This window comes from Pelobacter propionicus DSM 2379 (genome assembly GCF_000015045.1).
Taxonomy (GTDB): domain Bacteria; phylum Desulfobacterota; class Desulfuromonadia; order Geobacterales; family Pseudopelobacteraceae; genus Pseudopelobacter; species Pseudopelobacter propionicus.
Genome location: NC_008609.1, coordinates 3,752,247 through 3,771,600, shown reverse-complemented (window position 1 = coordinate 3,771,600; position 19,354 = coordinate 3,752,247). Strand labels below are relative to the sequence as shown.

General features: G+C 59.5%; 10 protein-coding genes. 9 read left to right on the top strand and 1 reads right to left on the bottom strand.

Annotated features, from left to right (window positions below):
• The first annotated feature begins 3 nt into the window (after window positions 1–3).
• Both PPRO_RS16965 and PPRO_RS16960 read left to right on the top strand, forming a co-directional pair.
• Window positions 4–936: a carotenoid biosynthesis protein gene (locus PPRO_RS16965; protein WP_011737220.1), complete on the top strand. Its 933-nt coding sequence runs from the start codon at window positions 4–6 to the stop codon at window positions 934–936.
• A 158-nt stretch (window positions 937–1,094) separates the two neighbouring features.
• Window positions 1,095–6,461 carry an AAA family ATPase gene (locus PPRO_RS16960; protein WP_011737219.1) on the top strand — a complete coding sequence of 1,789 codons (5,367 nt, stop codon included), beginning with the start codon at window positions 1,095–1,097 and terminating at the stop codon, window positions 6,459–6,461.
• A 45-nt stretch (window positions 6,462–6,506) separates the two neighbouring features.
• On the opposite strand, the gene PPRO_RS16955 is transcribed toward PPRO_RS16960, so the two are convergent.
• Window positions 6,507–7,793 (bottom strand): amidohydrolase family protein, encoded by a 1,287-nt coding sequence (locus PPRO_RS16955; protein WP_011737218.1) that lies wholly within the window; start codon window positions 7,791–7,793, stop codon window positions 6,507–6,509.
• 241 nt (window positions 7,794–8,034) lie between these two features.
• On the opposite strand from PPRO_RS16955, the gene PPRO_RS16950 reads away from it, so the two are divergent.
• The 7 genes from PPRO_RS16950 (at window position 8,035) to PPRO_RS16920 (ending at window position 19,328) form a co-directional block, all read left to right on the top strand.
• Complete coding sequence (locus PPRO_RS16950) at window positions 8,035–9,393, top strand: IS1182 family transposase (RefSeq protein ID WP_011737217.1); 1,359 nt, start codon at window positions 8,035–8,037, stop codon at window positions 9,391–9,393.
• Window positions 9,394–9,895: 502 nt separating this feature from the next.
• Window positions 9,896–10,936: an NAD-dependent epimerase gene (locus tag PPRO_RS16945; RefSeq protein WP_011737215.1), complete on the top strand. Its 1,041-nt coding sequence runs from the start codon at window positions 9,896–9,898 to the stop codon at window positions 10,934–10,936.
• Window positions 10,937–11,390: 454 nt separating this feature from the next.
• Entirely contained in the window at window positions 11,391–12,446 is a 1,056-nt protein-coding gene (gene gmd, locus PPRO_RS16940) for a GDP-mannose 4,6-dehydratase (protein WP_011737214.1), read from the top strand.
• A complete protein-coding gene (locus PPRO_RS16935; RefSeq protein WP_011737213.1) occupies window positions 12,446–13,381 on the top strand; it encodes a UDP-glucuronic acid decarboxylase family protein in 936 nt (311 codons plus the stop codon). The genes gmd and PPRO_RS16935 overlap by 1 nt, the downstream gene beginning before the upstream one ends.
• A 195-nt stretch (window positions 13,382–13,576) precedes the next feature.
• Window positions 13,577–16,510 (top strand): polysaccharide biosynthesis/export family protein, encoded by a 2,934-nt coding sequence (locus tag PPRO_RS16930; RefSeq protein WP_011737212.1) that lies wholly within the window; start codon window positions 13,577–13,579, stop codon window positions 16,508–16,510.
• 407 nt (window positions 16,511–16,917) lie between these two features.
• The gene (locus tag PPRO_RS16925; protein ID WP_011737211.1) at window positions 16,918–18,084 is read left to right on the top strand and encodes a GumC family protein; all 1,167 of its coding nucleotides are present in this window, start codon (window positions 16,918–16,920) and stop codon (window positions 18,082–18,084) included.
• The gene (locus tag PPRO_RS16920) at window positions 18,081–19,328 is read left to right on the top strand and encodes a lipopolysaccharide biosynthesis protein (RefSeq protein WP_011737210.1); all 1,248 of its coding nucleotides are present in this window, start codon (window positions 18,081–18,083) and stop codon (window positions 19,326–19,328) included. The genes PPRO_RS16925 and PPRO_RS16920 overlap by 4 nt, the downstream gene beginning before the upstream one ends.
• Window positions 19,329–19,354 lie beyond the last annotated feature (26 nt).

Below are 19,354 nucleotides of genomic sequence, written 5' to 3'. Positions count from 1 at the left end.
ACCATGAACGACTACCTGAATATAGCCATCGGCACCATAAGCATGCGCCCCTATGTTTTTGCCTTCTTTGCCGCTTTCCTGCTGGCCTGCGTCCCCCATGTGGGGTGGCGCCGCACTCTGACCTTCACCCTTGCCGCCTACCTGATCGCCTTTAGCTCGGAGTGGCTCTCCATCAACACCGGTTTTCCCTATGGCTGGTACTACTACATTGACAGCACCAGCAGCCGTGAGCTGTGGGTAGCCGGGGTGCCCTTCTTCGATTCCCTCTCCTACGTGTTCCTGACCTACTGCAGCTACAGCACGGCGCTCTTTGTCCTCTCGCCGCTCAAGGCCTGGCGCTGGAACCTGGTCACGCTGGAGACCCGTCGCATCCGTAGTTCCCTGTCGGTCCTGATCCTGGGATCGTTTCTGCAGACCTTTCTGGACATCGTCATCGACCCGGTGGCGCTCCAGGGGAGGCGCTGGTTCCTGGGGCAGATCTACGGCTACGGAACCAACGGCATCCACTTCGGGGTGCCGCTCTCCAATTATTTCGGCTGGCTGCTGACCAGCATCTGCCTGGTGAGCGCCTTTCAGATGATCGACTCCCGCCGGTATGAGGGCGCTCCCGCCGGAATCCGCACCATCCCCTTTCATTCGCTGCTGGGGCCGATCCTCTATCTTTCGGTGCTGGTGTTCAACATCGCGGTGACCCTCTGGATCGGAGAGACCTTCATGGCGCTCTGCGGCATTCTGATCTTCACCCTGCCGCTGCTGATGACGCTCCTGATGGCGCGGCAACGGGTAAATCGCTACTCCAAAGAGGAGTTCGGCGAGCATGTCAGGGACTATCCCTGGTCTGCGGCGGCACTGGCGCGCAGGACGCCTGACAGGATTCCGGCAGCCGGCCCCGTACCCACTTATTTTCGCAATCACCCGCAACAGCCCGAGGGATAAACCAGCTGATTCATCATAACCATCAACCGGATCACACCCGGGAACCTGCCCCCGAAGGTTGCGGGGAGCCGCTCTTTCAGAGCGATCGTACCCGGGTGTACCGGCTCTGGCGACCGCACGCCCCGGGAAGCGTTATCCTCAAGGTGCCCCTCGGCCCCATGGCCATGGAGCGGCTGCGCCATGAAGAGGCCATCATCAGGCGCCTGAACCATCTGGAACACGTCTCCCGGCTGGCTACCGCAACCTCGCCGGCCAATGCCCTGGTTCTTGAGGATGGGGGTGACATATCGCTGGCCCACCTGATCGTCGGCCAGCGCCTTGAAATCCCCCGACTGCTGAAACTGGCCCGTCAGCTGGCGGATATCGTGGCGACAGTGCATGGCGCCGGTGTGACGCACCGGGACATCAACCCCGGCAATATCCTGCTGTCGGCTGAGGATGCAGCCCCGATCCTGATCGACTTCGACCACGCCACCACCTTTGCAGAGGAACGCCCCCCCTTCATCCATCACCGCGAGATCGCCGGCAACCTGCCCTATCTGGCCCCCGAACAGACCGGCCGGGTGGGGCGCCCCCTGGACCAGCGCGCCGACCTGTACGGTTTGGGCGCCACGCTCTACGAACTCGCCACCGGTACTCCCCCTTTCAGCGCCCCGGACCCGCTTGAACTGATCCATCAGATCCTGACGCAGGAACCCACACCGCCGGTCGAACGGGAACCGCGACTTCCACGACAGCTGTCGCTGATCATCATGCGTCTGTTGGAGAAGGAGCCGGACCGGCGCTACCAGAGCGCGGAGGGGCTTGCCCACGACTTGGCGCGACTACGGGACGGAGACGAGCAGTTCGACCTGGGCGAGCAGGACTTTCCCCTGCGTTTCTCGCCGCCATCCCGGCTGGTGGGTCGGGAACAGGAGATCCAGGCGCTGCGCAGCGCCCTGGAGCGGGCCTGTGCCGGCCAGGGCGCTTGCGTGCTGGTCAGCGGCGCGCCCGGAATCGGCAAAACCACCCTGATCAACGAGTTGCGGCCGATGGTCACGGCGCGACGGGGATGGTTTGTGTCCGGCAAATTCGATCAGTACCGCCGCGACCACGCTTCGGACGGCGTCGCGCAGGCTCTGCGCGCGATGGGTTGCCTGCTGCTGGCGGAAAACGAGGATGAGCTTGGACGCTACCGCATGCGCATCCTGGACAGGGTGGGGAGCAATGCCGGTCTGATCACCGCCGCGCTGCCCGAATTTGCCACCCTCCTGGGGGTTGCGCCGGCGGCCATATCCGGTGATCCGCTGGAGGCGCAGGTCAGGCTGCACCAGGCCGGCCTGGAGCTGCTGCGCGCCGTTGCCTCGCCGGATCATCCGCTGGTCATGGTGGTCGACGACCTGCAATGGGCAAACAAGGGCTCAATCGGCTTCATCAACACACTGCTTACGTCCGGCGAACTGAACGGTTTCCTTCTGGTATGCGCCTATCGCGAGACAGAGGTAGCCCCTCTCCATCCGCTGTCTGCCCGACTGACCGCATGGCAGCGGCTTGCCGACGCGCCGGTGCACCTGGGGCTGCGGAACCTGCCATGCGCCGACCTCTCCCTGATGGTGGCGGACATGCTCCGCCTGCGTACAGCCGAGGCAACGGAACTGGCGCGTTCCCTCAGTGCACGGACACAGGGCAACCCCTATGACACCATGGAACTGCTCAATGCGCTGCGCAGGGATGGCGTGCTGCGTCTGGGGAGGGATGGCTGGCGCTGGGACGAGGCGGCGATCCGTCGTCATGTGGGCCAAGGTGACGTAATCGACCTGGTGGCGGCGCGCATTACCGGGATGCCGACGGTGACACGGGATCTGCTGGAGGTCATGGCATGCCTGGGGAGCGAGACCCAAACCGGTCTGCTGGCAGCTGCGACCGGCCTGAGCGCCACCGCGTTACAGGAGGCGATCAGGCCGGCGCTGGAGGATGGGCTGCTGGTGCTGGAGCAGGGAGAGTCCACCGGCAGCGATGGCAGCTGCCTCGTCCGCTTTCGCCACGACCGGGTGCAGCAGGCAGCCCATGACGGACTGGAACCGTCGCGGCGCAGCCGGCTGCAGCTGACCCTTGGTCGTCGTCTGGCCCGTCTGCCGGAATTCGTCTCCCTGGCGGCGGAGCAGTACCTGGCTGCGCTGGAAATGATAACTGCTTCGGAAGAACGCCGCTTCGTGGCCGGGCTTTTTCACGGGGCGGCAGGCGATGCGCGCGTCAGCGCCAACCATGGGGCAGCCGAGCGTTTTCTGGCGGCGTCCTTGGAGCTTCTCACCTCCCTGGGGATGAGGGGGGATGACCCGGCCTGTGTCGCACTGGAGACCGAATGGCATGGCGCGCTCTACTGCCTGGCTCGCCTGGATCAGGCCGACACGGTCTTTCACTCCCTGGAGCAACGCTGCAGCGACCCGCTGGAACTGGTTGACGCCGCCTGCATCCAGATCAACAGTCTCTCCAACCGCAACCGGCAGCGGGAGGCGGTGGCTCTGGGGCTTGAGCTGCTGCGGCGCCTGGGATTCCCTCCCCCCCGTGACCTGGAGGGGGAGGTGCAGCAGGGGCTGCGGGAGCTGTACGACTGGGTCGCCGACCTGGACGCCGAACGCGAGCTTATGCGCCGCGAGATCGATGAGCCGCGGATGCTGGCCGCCGCGCGGCTCCTGCAGCGCATGGTGGCGCCGGCGTTCTTCTACGATCCCCTGGTCAGCGCCTGGCTGACCCTCATGTCGCGTCGCCTCTGGGCAGAGCACGGCCCCTGCCCTGCGCTTCTGGCTGGGCTTGCCGGAGCGCCGGTGGTCACCACAGCCCTGCGCGACGACTACGAGACCGGCTACCGCATCGTCCGGCTGGCCCTGCGGGTGGGAGAAGTCCACGGCTACGAGCCGGAGAGCTCCTGGGTGCGCCACTGCTTCGCCCTCTTCTCGGCCCACTGGGCCGAGCCGCTGGAGGGGAGCATCGGCCAGGCTCTTCAGGCGCGCCGGGGGCTGCTGCAGGGAGGGGATCTGCAATACGCCTGTTTCACCTTCCACACCTCCCTGGCTGCCCTGCTGGAGTGCGGCGAGAGCCTGACGCTTCTTGTAACCGAACTGGAGCAGGCCCTGGCCTTTGCCCGGCGCACCGCCAACGGCTTCTCCCTGGCCTCCTTCCTGGCCTACCAACAGTTCGTACGGGCGTTGCTCGGCTCGACCGATGCTCCGGGCGGCTTTTCCGACCATTCGTTGGACGAGGCCGCATTCTCGGCCGGACTGGGCGAAAACCCCGTTGCGGCTGTTACGTTTCACATCCTGCGCGGACTGGCCGCAGCCCTGTTCGGTGACGCGGTGGCCCTGATCAGGCATGCGGCACAGGCCATGCCGCTTGTGCCGCACATCCAGGGATTCTATCCCGTGGCCCTGGCCCACCTGCTGCAGGCCCTGGCATGCGCGGAACGGCTCCGAAACAGCGCGACACCTGATGAGCGTGCCGGACTGCTGGCTGAACTGGATGTCTGCAGGGAGTGGCTGGCATGCCGGGCCGAGCACGCGCCGACCAACTTCCTTCATCTGGTGAAGCTGGTGGAGGCGGAACGTGCCTGGGCCACGGGTGACTGCTGGGGGAGCACCCGTTCCTTCGACGCGGCCATGACAGAGGCGGGGAGGCGCCAAAGACCATGGCACCGGGCACTGGTGACCGAGCGGGCCGCCCGCTTCCATCTGGCCCAGGGGCTGGAGCAGACCGGTCGCACCCTGCTGGGTCAGGCCCGTGAGCTGTACCGCAGCTGGGGCGCGACCGGCAAGCTGCGCCAGCTCGAAAGAGAAGCTCCTTTCTTCTCCACCGGGGAGGAGGGGCGGGAGTATCCGCAGGTGGCGAGCAGCACTCTCTCCAACGACGGCATCGACCTGCTGGCCATGATGCGCGCCTCCCAGGCGCTCAGTTCCGAGACATCCCTCCAGCGGCTGAAAGAGCGGGTGATAGACCTGCTGGGCGCCATGACCGGAGCAACCCGGGTGCAGCTTGTCATCCGCACTGGCGACGGCCAGGGGTGGCACCTGCTGGGTCCGGCGGAAAACGGCGATACACGGATTTCCCTGGAACAGGCTGCCGACCAGGGGCTCGTGCCGCTCTCCGTTGTCCGCTACGTTGAACGCACCCTGGAGCCGCTCCTGCTGCATGACGCCACCCAGGATGACCGCTTCTGGCTCGACCCGTACCTTACGGGGCTCGAACGCTGCTCCCTGTTGACGGTCCCGCTCATGAGCCATGGCGAGCCACGGGCACTGCTGCTGCTGGAAAACAGCAGGGGGCGCAACGCCTTTTCCCTTGACCGGCTGGATGCGGTCATGCTGCTGGCCGGCCAGCTGGCGGTCTCCCTGGATAACGCCCTGCTGTACGACTCCCTGGAACTGAAGGTGGCCGAACGCACCTCAGCCCTGGAAAGCGAGATCGTTGCCCGCAGGTCGGCCGAAGAACTCTACCGCACCCTGGTGGAGCACTCCCCGGATGGCATCCTGATGGTCAACCCTTGCGGCGGAGCGATCGTCCGCTTCAACGGCCAGGCCCACCTGCAATTGGGATATTCCCGGGATGAGTTCTCCCGGCTCAGTATCGCGGACCTGGCGAAAACCGATGCAGAACATCTGGAGATGTTGACGGAACAGGGGGAAGTTCGGTTCGAGACCAGCCATCGGACCAGGCAGGGGGAGGTGCGCACCATCCAGGCACGCTTCAAGGCGATCGACTACGGTGGGAAGGCCATGGCCCACTGCATCTATCGTGACATCACCGACAGCAGGAAAATGGAGCAGGAGCTGCTCAAGGCCCGCAACCTGGAATCCCTCGGCCTACTGGCCGGCGGCATCGCCCACGATTTCAACAACCTGCTGACCGCTATCTTGGGTAACATCTCCCTGGCGCAGATGCTCGTCCCCGGAGACGGCAAGCTGTACAAGCTGCTTACCCAGGCTGAAAAGACATCCCTGCGGGCAGGCATCCTGACCAGGCAACTGCTCACCTTCGCCCGGGGGGGAGCGCCGATCAGGCAGGTCACGGCCCTGAGCGGGTTGGTCAGGGAGTGGGCACTCTCATCGCTCCCCGGCAGTCAGGCCAGCTGCAGCTTCACCATTCCGGACGACCTCTGGCCCTGCCAGGTTGACGAAGGGCAGATCAGCCAGGTTATCAACAACCTGGTCATCAATGCGGATCAGGCCATGCCGGAGGGAGGGACCATCTCCATCAGTGCGGAAAACCTGCTGCTCGCGCCCGGCTCCCCCCTGCCGCTGGATTCGGGCCCCTACCTGAAGATCGACGTCAGGGACGAAGGAGAGGGGATCCCTCCCGAGCTGATCTCCAGCGTCTTCGATCCCTATTTCACCACCAGGCAGGACCGCTCCGGCCTGGGGTTGGCCACCACCTACTCCATCATGAAGAGGCATGGGGGGCTGATTACCGTGGAGAGTGAAGCCGGGGTCGGAACGTTGTTCAGCCTCTACCTGCCGGCCATGGCCGGGAAGGAAGCGGAGAAGGAACAGCCGTAGCAGGACGCGGCGGAAGGCTCGTTGGCGGGGCTGGCGACCGTTGTCTCAGGGCGATGTCCGCTCCCCGTCGAACCGCTCTCCGGCCACATACACATCCTCCACGACTCCCCGCAGCATGACCCGCTCCACAAGCCCGCTCTCCCGTTTTCCCGCCTGCCCCACAATCTGGAAGTCGGCCCGCTTCCCTTTCTCCAGAGAGCCGTGGTCCCCCTGGATCCCCAGGGCGGTGGCGCCCCCCAGGGTGACCATGCGGAAGAGGTCGGCCGGCGACAGCTCGTCCCCGAAGGCATCCAGGGCGAAGCGCAGCTCGTCCCAGAGGGAGAGGGAGTCGTTGCTGGCCAGGGAGTCGGTGCCCAGGGCAAGGGGAATCCCCAGCTTGCGCAGCAGCGCCACCGGTGCCCGCCCCACGTCCAGGCGCTCGTTGCTGCGCGGGCAGAGGGCCACGCTGACGCCGCGCTTCCTCAGGATCTCGGCATCCGCGCGGCTGACCTGTACGCAGTGGATGGCCAGGGTGGAATCGGTCAGCAGGCCGGCCCGCTCCAGAAGCTGGCTGGTGCTGCATCTGCGTGGCGGGGGCAGGTAGCGCTCCCACCCCACGAAGGGGTAGAATCTCTCGGCCAGTTGGCCGCTGCTGCTGAAGACGAAATTGGTCTCCTCCGTTGATTCGGAGCAGTGGATGGCCAGCGGCAGGGATGCGCCCGCAGCCGCCTCCCGGATCAGCGGAAAGGTCTCCTCCCCCAGGGTGTAGGGGGCATGGGGCGAGAGCCCCGCGCTGAACGACCCGGCCGGAGATTCCCCGCTAAGCTCCACCGCCTCCCGAAGCAATTCCCGGAAGCGGGAGTTGTCGTGTCCCACCAGTTCGAAGAACAGCCGGCCGGAGAGCCGGGATCCGCGGTACAGCGGCGCCAGCGTGCGAGCCGTGACGATCTCCCCCACCGCGGTGGTTCCTGACTCCAGGCACATGCGGATCCCCTCCCGGGCCGAGGCACGCATGTCGTCGGGGGTCAGGCCGCGCTTGACCTTGATCAGCTGGATGATCCAGTCCACGAAGCGCTGCGGGTGCTCCTCCAGCTGGCTGCGCAAGCGCCAGCTGGGGAAATGGGTCAACTCCAGGTGGGTGTGGGCATTGATGAAGCCGGGCAGGATGGCGCAGCCGGGATGGTCGATGATCGGAACGGGGTGATCGCGCCGCAACCGCTGCAGGGTGCCCAGGTCCCCGATACGGCCGCGACGCACCAGCAGCGCGCCACCGGCCAGGGGAGGCGCTTCGGGAGAGAGCAGCCACGAGGCTGCCACGATGAAGGAGTCGTTATCCATGGGGAAGGATGTCATTGTTTCCTCGCAGATGCCATGGCGGCGGATGGAATGGGCCGGGGCATAGCCTGGAAGCGCGGCAGGAACCGGCCACTAGGAGTCTGTCGGACTTAACGCATTCAGCCGTCATCTCCAGGGCGTTTTCAATTGGTTAACCTGCTGTATTTATTGAATAAGTCGTCAGCTTTAGCTTGCGTTTTCTTGGTGCATCCCGTATATTTGTCCGGTAATATCAACTGGTTAGGTATCGGGGTTGACTATGAAATCAAAGTTTATTGAAGTTGACCGGGAAACACCCTATCTGCTCCCGCCATCGCTGCAAGATTGGCTACCAGAAAAGCACTTAGCCCGGTTTGTGGTCGAAATTGTCGAACAGCTCGACCTGCGCTCTTTGAAAGCTACCTATGCCGGCCGAGGCTCGCAGCCCTATAACCCTGAGATGCTGGTAGCATTGTTGTTTTACGGTTATGCGACAGGCGTATTCTCCAGCCGGAAGCTTGAGCGCAGCACCTACGACTCCGTGGCATTCCGGTTCATAGCGGCAAACAGTCATCCTGACCACGATACCATTGCCACCTTCCGCCGGCGGTTTCTGCCGCAACTGAACAAGCTGTTTGCCCAGATTCTGCTGATCGCTCATCAGATGGAGGTGCTGAAACTGGGCAACGTTAGTTTGGATGGCAGCAAAATCAAGGCGAATGCCTCCAAGCACAAGGCGCTGAGCTATGAGCATGCCTGCAAGCTTGAAGAGCAGATCAAGGCTGAGGTTGGCGAACTGCTCAAAAAGGCCGAGGCAGCGGACCATGCCGATATTCCGGACGGCATGAACATCCCCGAAGAACTGGAACGTCGGGAAAAGCGTCTTTCCGCCATTGCCGCAGCCAAGGTCGAGATCAAAAAACGTGCCGCTGAGCGCCATGCTCGTGAACAGGCCGCTTATGAGAAGAAAGTCGCCGAACGGGCCAAGAAGGAGCAGGCAACGGGCAAGAAGGCCAAGGGGAAAGAGCCGAAACCGCCCAAATCCGGCCCCACTGCCAAAGATCAGGTCAATCTGACCGATGAAGAGTCGCGGATCATGCCGACCTCCGGTGGCGGATTCGAGCAGACGTACAACGCCCAGGCCGGTGTGGATACGGCATCAAAGCTCATCGTTTCGGCCCATGTTACCCAGAATCCCAATGACAAACAGGAGCTGACACCGACCCTGGAGAACCTGGCGGCGCTGCCTGAGAAGCTTGGCAAGGCAACCGATCTGGTAGCTGACAGTGGCTACTTCAGCGAATCCAATGTAACTGCCTGTGAGGAGAACGAGATAACTCCCTACATTGCCGTAGACCGGCAGAGTCACAACGTGCCACTGATGGAGCGCTTTGCCGAACCGCCGCCGTTACCCGAAGATGCCGATTCCGTGGCCAGAATGAAGCATCGCCTGAAGACACCTTCCGGCAAGGCGATCTACGCCCAGCGAAAAGTCACCTCGGAACCGGTCTTCGGCATCATCAAGGCGGTAATGGGATTCAGAAGCTTTCTTTTGCGTGGCTTCGAAGCAGTAACAGGCGAATGGAACCTGGTTTGCATGGCCTACAACATCAAAAAGTTGCATGTCTTTGCCGGATAGATTGAGAAAGAACGGAAATCAGCCTGTAATAACCGCGGTCATCGCTGAAAGGGCTGAATCAACCAGGTTGCCGGTGGGAAGACGAACACATACGGAACTTTTTTAATCGGCTTGGCCACAAAAGAGGGCGCCCCTGAGGTCAAGCCCGACAGACTCCTAGAAGAGGGATTTTTCCATGTACGCGACGGGCTGTCCAGAGAAAACAGGCCGCGCATTTCGCTGGCGCAACAGGAATGCAGTGCTGACCGCGACTGGTCCTGTGACTGTGGAGGGGCAAAGATGGCGACTTTCAGGTTTATGGTCTTGGGTTCCACGTCCGATTTTGGGGTCGTGCTGTTATTCCCGTACCCCTTTCGCCCCTGCTGATGACAAGATTTTACGCTGTGGCGCACTAGCTGCCTGGTAATTTACTAATTTTGGGATTATAGTAACGCCGCTTCACTACCATTTCACCAGCGAGGGCGGCCGGCGCGTACAGAGTCGGCCTGAAAAAACGGCATATATGAGCACATGCGGATTTGATACGGGCAACAGGGTTCTGGTCACCGGCGCGGCCGGATTCATCGGTTTTCACTTAAGCAGGCACTTGCTGGAGCAGGGGTACCAGGTGATCGGCCTGGACAACCTGAACGACTACTACGACCAGACCCTCAAGGAGGCTCGCCTGCGCTTGCTGGAGCCGCTGCCCGGCTTCAGTTTCCTGCGCGCCTCCCTGGAGGACGCTCGGCAGATGGAGGAGCTGTTCAGCCGGGAGCGCTTCGACCTGGTGGTCAATCTGGCTGCCCAGGCCGGCGTACGCTACTCCATCACCAACCCCCACGCCTACATCTCCAGCAATGTTGCCGGGTTCCTGAACGTACTGGAGGGATGCCGCCACACCGGCGTCAAACACCTGGTTTTCGCCTCCTCCAGCTCCGTATACGGCGCCAACGCCCGGGTCCCCTTTTCGGAGCACCATACGGTGGATCACCCGGTTTCCCTCTATGCGGCCACCAAAAAATCCAACGAACTGATGGCCCACACCTATGCGCACCTTTTCGGCCTAGCGACAACCGGGCTGCGTTTCTTCACCGTTTACGGACCCTGGGGGCGGCCGGACATGGCCTATTTCTCCTTTACCAAGGCCATCCTGGAGGGGCGGGCCATCGACGTCTTCAACCACGGCCGGATGCGGCGCGATTTCACCTATATCGACGACATCGTCCAGGGGATCGCGCGGGTGCTGGAGCGCCCCCCCCAAGGGGATGCGGCGTGGGACGCCAATGCGCCCGATCCGGCCAGCAGCTCCGCTCCCTACCGCATCTACAACATCGGCAACAACCGTCCGGTGGAGTTGGGGCGCTTCATCGAGACGCTGGAGCAGTTGCTGGGCAAAAAGGCGATCAAAAACATGCTGCCCATGCAGCCGGGCGACGTGCCGGCCACCTGCGCCGATATCGACGATCTGGCGCGGGATGCAGGCTTCCGGCCCAGCACCCCCATCGAAACCGGGCTGCGCCGCTTCGTGGAATGGTACCGGGAGTACTATGGCGGTGCGGTGTGAAAGGTCTGTTTTGAAAACCGGTCTCACGCAAAGCCGCCAAGACGCAAAGAAATAAGATAGTTGTCAAACAATGGCGTTTCGCCACATAGGCGATTCAACTGATTTGTATATCCATCAGTTTTTCTTCGCGAACTTCGTGACGTTGCGTGAATAACTGCATTTATTCAGGTGAAAGAATTTTTCTCCGTTATCCGGGGCTTTGGCGGTTGAAGCGGTTTATGGTGTAACCGCCGATGAAGGCCGAGCAGGACTGCGGCATCGATGGCTCTGGTTCGTCCCTGCTTTTTGTCTGTACTTTGCGCTTTTGCGTCTTGAGCGAGCAAGGCGAGCGGGCGTGAGAACGGAACCGAGAATCTGTCTCGCGCAAGGACGCCAAGACGCGAAGAAACCGAAAAGATTTTCAGTCATCTTTCTGATTGGTAATTGAATTTAGGCACATCCGGGAGCCAACAGCATGAAAAAAGCACTCATCACCGGCATCACCGGCCAGGATGGTTCCTACCTGGCGGAACTTCTGCTGGAAAAGGGGTACCAGGTACATGGCATGATCCGCCGCTCCTCCTCCTTCAACACCGGCCGTATCGACCACCTCTACCGCGACCCGCACGAGAAGGATGTGCGCCTGCTGCTGCACTACGGCGACCTGAACGATGCCAGCTCCATCAACACCCTGCTGCGCACCATCCGGCCGGACGAGATCTACAACCTGGGCGCCCAGAGCCACGTGCGGGTCTCCTTCGACGTGCCGGAGTACACCGCCGAAGTGGACGGCCTGGGTGCGGTGCGTCTGCTGGAGGGGATTCGCGAGACCGGCCTGAATACCCGATTCTACCAGGCCTCGTCCTCCGAGCTGTACGGCAAGGTGGTGGAGACCCCCCAGAAAGAGACCACCCCCTTCTATCCCCGCTCCCCCTACGCCTGCGCTAAGGCCTACGCCTTCTACATCACCATGAACTACCGCGAGAGCTACGGCATCTACGCCTGCAACGGCATCCTCTTCAATCATGAATCCCCCCGCCGTGGTGAGACCTTTGTCACCCGCAAGATCACCAGGGCAGCGGCCCGCATCAGCTTGGGGCTTCAGGACTGTCTCTACCTGGGCAACCTGGAGGCCAAACGCGACTGGGGCTTTGCCGGCGACTACGTGGAGGCCATGTGGCTGATGCTGCAGCAGGAGCAACCGGAAGACTACGTCATTGCCACCGGCGAGACCTGGTCCGTGCGCAGCTTTGCCGAAATGGTCTTTCAGCGCCTGGGCATGCCGCTGGAGTGGCGAGGGGGCGGCGTGGACGAGGTGGGGGTCGACACAAAGAGCGGCAACAGCGTCATTCGCATCGATCCCAAATATTTCCGCCCGGCCGAGGTGGACCTGCTGCTGGGCGACCCTTCCAAGGCCAGGCGCCAGCTGGGCTGGAAGCAGAAGACCAGCTTCAGGGAACTTGTGGAGATGATGGCCGACGCGGACCTTGAACTGGCCCAGCGGGAACGCCGGGCGGATGGAGTAAAATAATGCGCATTCTGGTTACCGGCGGCGCCGGTTTCATTGGTTCGCACCTGTGCGAACGCCTGCTGAACGAGGGGCACGACGTCATCTGCCTGGACAACTTTTTCACCGGATCCAAGGACAACATCATCCACCTGATGGACAACCACCGCTTCGAGCTGGTGCGCCACGACATCACCCAGCCAATCCTCCTGGAGGTGGACCGGATCTACAACCTGGCCTGCCCCGCCTCCCCCATCCACTACCAGTACAACCCGGTCAAGACCACCAAGACCAGCGTCATGGGCACCATCAACATGCTCGGCCTGGCCAAGCGGGTGAAAGCCCGCATTCTCCAGGCCTCCACCTCCGAGGTCTACGGCGACCCCCAGATCCATCCCCAGACCGAGGAGTACTGGGGAAACGTGAATCCGATCGGCATCCGCAGTTGCTATGACGAGGGGAAGCGGGTGGCCGAAACCCTGATGATGGACTACTACCGCCAGAACAACGTGGATATCCGCATCATACGGATCTTCAACACCTACGGCCCCCGCATGGCGGAGAACGACGGCCGGGTTGTTTCCAACTTCATCCTCCAGGCGCTGAGGAATCAGGATATCACCGTCTACGGTGACGGCTCCCAGACCCGCTCCTTCTGCTATGTCTCCGACCTGGTGGAGGGGATGATCCGCATGATGGAGAACGACCAGGGTTTCATCGGTCCGGTCAACCTGGGCAATCCGGGCGAATTCACCATGCTAGAGCTTGCCGAAAAGGTGATCGAGCAGACCGGCTGCTCCTCGAAAATCATTTTTGCCGAACTGCCCCAGGATGATCCGAAACAGAGGCAGCCGGACATTTCACTGGCACGGCAGTGGCTCGGATGGGAGCCTGCGGTTCAACTGGATGAGGGGTTGAACATGGCCATAGCGTATTTCAGGAAGAACGCGGCTGTCTGATATCCGCATGCGTTGCTGTTTTCATACGCTTTCAGCCGCTGTGCCAGTATTTTTCCGCGAATCAGGCTTGTCCCATCCCGTTTTACCGGGACATACCGGCCAGGATTATGCTTCAAAAATGAAATAATTACATGTCGTTGCTTGACAACGGGAAAAGGTGTGTTGTAATGATACAGCCAACTTCGGAGGTAACCGTTGAATAGATATCTGATCGTCCTGCTCCTGCTTCTCTCCGGATCCCTGCCTGTCCTGGCGGCAGGGATCCAATCCACCACCCAGTATCCCGCTCAGTATTCAGCCGGCTATTCAACCAAAACGTCCACGCAGACATCCAGCCAGTATTTCGGCCAGTCCTCCGGACAGTCTGCTGCCCAGTCTCCTTCCCCATTGGGTTCCGCCTCTTCCACACCTACATTCCCGCAACAGGTGCCCGGAGTTTTAACTCCCCCTTCTACTCCGCAACCCGCGGGCTCTGGTGCTCCCCAGAACGGAACAGCCGTTCCGGGGGGGGAGCAGAACGGCAGGGCGATGCTCAACGGGGCACCCTCCAGGCCGGAAGATCTGCTGTCGGACGCGGACAGGGCCAGGCTGCTGGAATACCGACAGATGACCGAGGACGAGAGGGGCAAGGTATCAAAGTTCTGTATGATGACCGACTTTGAGCGCATGGTCATGGAGAAGTACTGCCGCATGACCGAGAACGAGAAGGCGGATGACCCGGACTTTGCCCGGTTGTCGGATGCTGAGCGTGCCAGGGTCATGGAGTATTCCCGCATAACCGAAATCGAGAAGTCGCGCTATGACCGTTACTGCTCCATCGTTGATCTGGAAACGGTCAGCTCCAACGAACGGGAGGATGTGTCTGAGATAGAGCGGGCCATCTCCGACCCCCGGTCCGATGATGAGCTGTTCAGGCCCCAGCCGTTGAAGATGAAGCGGTTGGAGCAGTTCGGCTACAACTTCTTCCGCCCCGACGCGTCCGCTTTCTCGTCGCTTACCGACGTGCCGGTGGGCGACGACTACCTGGTGGGGCCGGGTGACCGGATCATCCTCCAGCTGTGGGGAAGTATCGACGGCGTTCATGAGCTGGAGGTGAACCGGAGTGGAGAGGTGCTTTTGCCGCGGGTCGGCGCCGTGAAGGTCTGGGGAGTCCCCTTTGGCGGCCTGCATGAGCTCTTCAGGAGGAGCCTGGCCACCATCTTCAAGGATTTCCAGCTTAACGTGAATATGGGCAAGCTGCGCATGATGAAGGTTTACATCGTCGGCGAAGTGCGCTCGCCCGGCGATTACAACCTGAGCTCGCTCTCCACGGTGATCAGCGCCCTGACCGCCGCGGGTGGTCCCACCAAAAACGGCAGCCTGCGCAATATCCAGATCCGTCGGGTGGGCAAGCTGCCCCAATCCGTGGACCTGTACGATTTCTTCCTCAGGGGTGACAGGAACTGCGACGTGCGCCTGCAACCGGGTGACACCATCTATGTGCCGGTGCTGCGCAAGGTGGCCGCTATCGGGGGCAATGTACGGCGGCCGGCCATCTTCGAGCTCAAAGACGAAAAAAGACTGACCGACCTGCTCAGGCTGGCGGCCGGCATCAGCGTCACCGGCAGCCTGCAGCGCATCCAGATTGCCGGAATCAATGCCCACGATAACAGGCAGGTAAGGGATTTCAACATCGATCCCCGCAAGGGGGACAAGCAGTTCACGGAAATAACCGATTCCATCGGCATCAGGCACATGGATTCGGTGCGTATCTTTTCCATCAACTCGGTTCTTCGCGGCCAGGTCAGGGTCGAAGGGTATGCCCTGCATCCGGGCGACTACGCCCTTGCCAAGGGAATGCGGGTCAAGGATCTGTTCGGCCCGGAGGACGTTCTTCCCGAGACCTACCGCGACGTGGCGGTCATCACCAGAATGCTGCCCCCCGATTACCTTCAGGAGAAGATCAGCATCAACCTGGGGCAGGCTCTGGCGGGGGAGCCCGACCACAACCTGGAGCTGAAGGAATTTGACCGGATCACCCTCTTCTCCCGCTGGGATATGGAAGAGATGCCCATGGCCAGGATCAGCGGCGAGGTGCAGAAGCCGGGTAGTTACCGCGTCTACGAGCGGATGTCGCTGCGGGACCTGATATTCAATGCCGGAAATATCAAGAAGAGCGCCTATCTGAAGAGCGCAGAAATTAGCCGCTCCATCGTGGACAAGGAAGGTGTCAGGGCCCAGATCATCGACGTAGACCTTGAGGAGGCCCTCAAGGGCAATCCGGCGCACAACGTCCTGATCGAGAAAATGGACGAGGTGATCATACGCCGCATCCCCAACTGGGTCGACGAGACAGGGCGCTATGTAACCCTGCGCGGCGAGGTCATGTTCCCCGGCGTGTATCCGGTCCTCAAGGGGGAGACGCTCTCTTCCGTCATCCGTCGCGCCGGCGGCTATACCGACAGGGCCTATCTGAAGGGGGCCAAGTTCACCCGCAAGAGCGTGGCCGAGATCCAGCAGAAGAAGATGGACGAGATTCTCGCCAAGACCGAGGACAGCGTTGCCAAGAAACAGGCCGAGCTGGCCTCAACGGCTTCCTCCAAGGAGGAGTTGGCGGCGACTCAGGCTGCCCTGGATGGGTTGCAGAAGAACATTCAGCGGCTTAAGAAGGAAAAGGCGGAGGGGAGGGTTTCCATCGCCCTCGCCCCCCTGGACAAGCTGCAGAAGAGCGGCTATGACCTGGAGCTGCTGGGGGGGGACAACCTGGAGATTCCCCAGTCCACCGGTACGGTCATGGTCTACGGCGAAGTGTTCAGTCCGACCAACCTGGTCCAGCGCCCCGGCAAGGATGTGGCTTATTACCTGAGGAAGGCCGGTGGCCCCACCAGCAATGCCAACGAGGACGAGATATACGTGATCAAGGTTGACGGCACGGTGGTAAGCAGGGCCCAGTCAGGTTCCGGAATCAGTTGGGACGAAGATGCGCGGAGCTGGTCCTTCGGCGGCTTCAAATCGACCCCACTGGATGCGGGTGACACCATTGTCGTGCCCCAGGAGATGGACCGGATCGCCTGGACGCGGGAGATCAAGGACATAGCCACCATTCTGGGCCAGGTCGCCCTGATGGTGGGGGTTGTTGCGGGGATGTAGAATCTCACAGAGGGATAGGTGACGAAGTATATGTTGAATAAGGCACTTGATGAGTGGGTCGCAGCAAGGTTGCCGCTACTGTCGTTGCGCCACATATATTTCGGAACTATCCCCCAAACAAAGGTTAGCTCAGATTTCACCCGTTAATTCAGGCAGTTGATGAAATTGACAGACAGGCACGTTGAGTCAATATTTTTGAATGATATCAGCCGGCTATATGCGATTACCTTGAGTTAAGACGCAAGTGCCTTCACGTTTTGTCGCTCTACTGGTCATGTTTTTCTCTCTTTTGCATAGCCTTGGTATCGCTGTTTTTCCGAATGCCTCGCTTTGTATGTGCCATCTTCAGCGGTCCTCATCAGGTCGTCTTTCAAAGGTTTTTAGTCATACTGCCATCCGGAGCACACATGCATCAATCCGAACAAACTTCTGTCGTTATGGATGAATCGGCCAATCCCCAGATTCACGGTCTACTGGATTACCTTGAGATTCTCGCCCGGCGCTGGAGGCTGATTATCAGTGTGCCATTAGTAGCCTCTGTCATCACTGCTGTCATCAGCCTCTTCATGCCCAACATCTACACCGCTACAACCATGATTATCCCAACCGATGAGGCCATAATGGCGCAACTCGGAGGACTGGCAGCCATGGTCGGTGGGGCTCTTGGAGGAAAAACCAATGGTGAATTATATGTCACCATGCTCAAGAGCGAGGCCATTAAAGACCCGGTTATCGACAAATTCAATCTGATGAACCGGTTCAAGCTAAAGTTCCGAGCCGATGCCTATAAGGTGCTCGACAACAAGGTTGATGTTTCGTTGGGCAAAATGGATGGGGTGCTTACTATACAGGTTAACGACAAAAGCCCAAAGATGGCTGCTGATCTAGCTAATGCATACGTAAGTGAGCTCGGCAAACTTGCTGCTGGTATACAGACAAGAAAAGCAAGTGACAATAAGCTGTTTTTTCAAAAGCAGATAGAATATACAAAGTCAAATCTTAACAAATCTGAAGAAGCATTGAAGGAGTTTCAAAGCAAAAACAAATCATTTTCTGTATCAGATCAAGCTAAAGCATCTATCGAAAATGTAGCCCAGCTTCGAGCACAACTGGCAATCAGGGAAGTCGAGCTTGGTACGTTGCAACGGCAATTTACCGACAACAGTCAGGAGGTAAAGAGCGCCAAAGCCGCTGTTGCTCAACTGCGTGGACAAATAACAGGACTTGAAGGCAAAAACGGCTCCAGCAGTTCAATCCCCCAACTGGGCAAGGTCCCTCAACTGGGACAGGAATATTTACGCCTGATGCGTGAGTTTAAGATTCAAGAGGCTATGCTGGAGATGCTGGTAAAACAGCACGAGATTGCAGGGTTATCAGAAAATAAGGACATGTCGCCATTTGGCGTGCTGCAAAAAGCTAACGTACCTGACAAAAAAACAAAACCGATTCGCCGCAACATGGTGCTAAAGGCATTCTTTGTATCATTTTTTACTTGCTCGTTTTTTGTACTCTATTCAGACAGACTTCGACACATCTATTCACAGATTCGAAATAGAGTTTTCAAAACAGAATGAGCAACTTTTCCTGGCGTAGACCGTTCGCCTCCGCATACTTTCGCTCTGCTGGCAGCTACCTCGGTTTGAAACTCGTTATCTTTTCCCTTGCTGGTCTGGCAAGTCAATTCCTGCTCACTCGTTATCTGGTAAAGGAAGATTATGGTCTCATCATCTGGGTTGCGACCATTATTGGGCTTTTGAGTCCTTTCGGCTTGCCCGGTATTTCGACCTCAATTACCGGAGCAGTTGCCAAAGGATATGACGGAAACTTCAGGCGTGGAACGTGGTATGAGATCATCGGCAGCACTTTCGGTGGTGCAGTCCTACTCGGGATCTCAGGTTATTACTATTTCTGGCACAACGATCTATTAAGAGGAGGAATCTTTGCGGTTGCCGGCGTCCTCGGACCGGGGCTGTGGTTGGATACTCAGCAATGCTACTGGAATGGCAAGAAGAACTTCAAGGCAATCTTTTGGTGGTCGGTGCCGGTGCGGCTTGTTCAACTGGTGGCCACTGCGATAGTGCTGCAGGTCAGCCCCAACCTCGTCGTGGTCTTTGGCGTGCAGACCCTGATCCAGGTCGTTGCGAATCTCGCTGCTTCCTTCGGCATCATGCTCTCCGGGCAAGCGAACCGGGAGCTTTCTAGTGAATATCTCAGCTTCGGAAGCTATTCGACAGTACTTTATTTTATCGGAACATTTTCCGTCTATTTTGACAAGCTGGTCATCGGTTCATATTCGGGCGTGAAGGCCTTGGCAGCGTTTGCAGTTGGGGAGCTGCTCTATACCTATTTTTATAAAACTCCTTCAGGCATTTTGACGCAAATTTTTCTACCCAGACAGGCAGAGATGCCGTTGCAAGATGCAGCCCGCTGGACCCAACAACGGCAGAAATATCTGATAGCCGGCATGGCCTGCATCTGCATGTTATTAGCTTTCGTTGTACCAGTAGTCTACCCACTTTTCTTTACCGAAAAGTATTCCGATAGTGTCTTTTATGCAGAGTTATTTATATTGTGCGTTTTTCTCGGTTCACCAACTTTCTTAAGTGGCACCCTGATCAGAGCACATGCTTTAAAAAAACAAGCAACTGTCGTTTGGTTGATAAACACCCTCTCTCCATTGCTTTTTGTACCGTTATTTGGTAAGCTGATGGGCGTTACTGGAATTATACTTGCACGTGGAACTTCAAATTTTGTTTTAAGTATTTATTATTTTTATATGATCAACTGCTGCAAAAAGCAAAAAAAAGTTTTGCATTAATTGATACGTGAGTATTAGTAACTATG

What these genes read in the sequence shown, in the direction of transcription:
- PPRO_RS16965 (WP_011737220.1), top strand. Translation starts at nt 4, where the DNA reads ATGAACGACTACCTGAATATAGCCATCGGCACCATAAGCATGCGCCCC.
- PPRO_RS16960 (WP_011737219.1), top strand. Translation starts at nt 1,095, where the DNA reads ATGGCCATGGAGCGGCTGCGCCATGAAGAGGCCATCATCAGGCGCCTG.
- PPRO_RS16955 (WP_011737218.1), bottom strand. Translation starts at nt 7,793, where the DNA reads ATGACATCCTTCCCCATGGATAACGACTCCTTCATCGTGGCAGCCTCG.
- PPRO_RS16950 (WP_011737217.1), top strand. Translation starts at nt 8,035, where the DNA reads ATGAAATCAAAGTTTATTGAAGTTGACCGGGAAACACCCTATCTGCTC.
- PPRO_RS16945 (WP_011737215.1), top strand. Translation starts at nt 9,896, where the DNA reads ATGAGCACATGCGGATTTGATACGGGCAACAGGGTTCTGGTCACCGGC.
- gmd (WP_011737214.1), top strand. Translation starts at nt 11,391, where the DNA reads ATGAAAAAAGCACTCATCACCGGCATCACCGGCCAGGATGGTTCCTAC.
- PPRO_RS16935 (WP_011737213.1), top strand. Translation starts at nt 12,446, where the DNA reads ATGCGCATTCTGGTTACCGGCGGCGCCGGTTTCATTGGTTCGCACCTG.
- PPRO_RS16925 (WP_011737211.1), top strand. Translation starts at nt 16,918, where the DNA reads ATGCATCAATCCGAACAAACTTCTGTCGTTATGGATGAATCGGCCAAT.
- PPRO_RS16920 (WP_011737210.1), top strand. Translation starts at nt 18,081, where the DNA reads ATGAGCAACTTTTCCTGGCGTAGACCGTTCGCCTCCGCATACTTTCGC.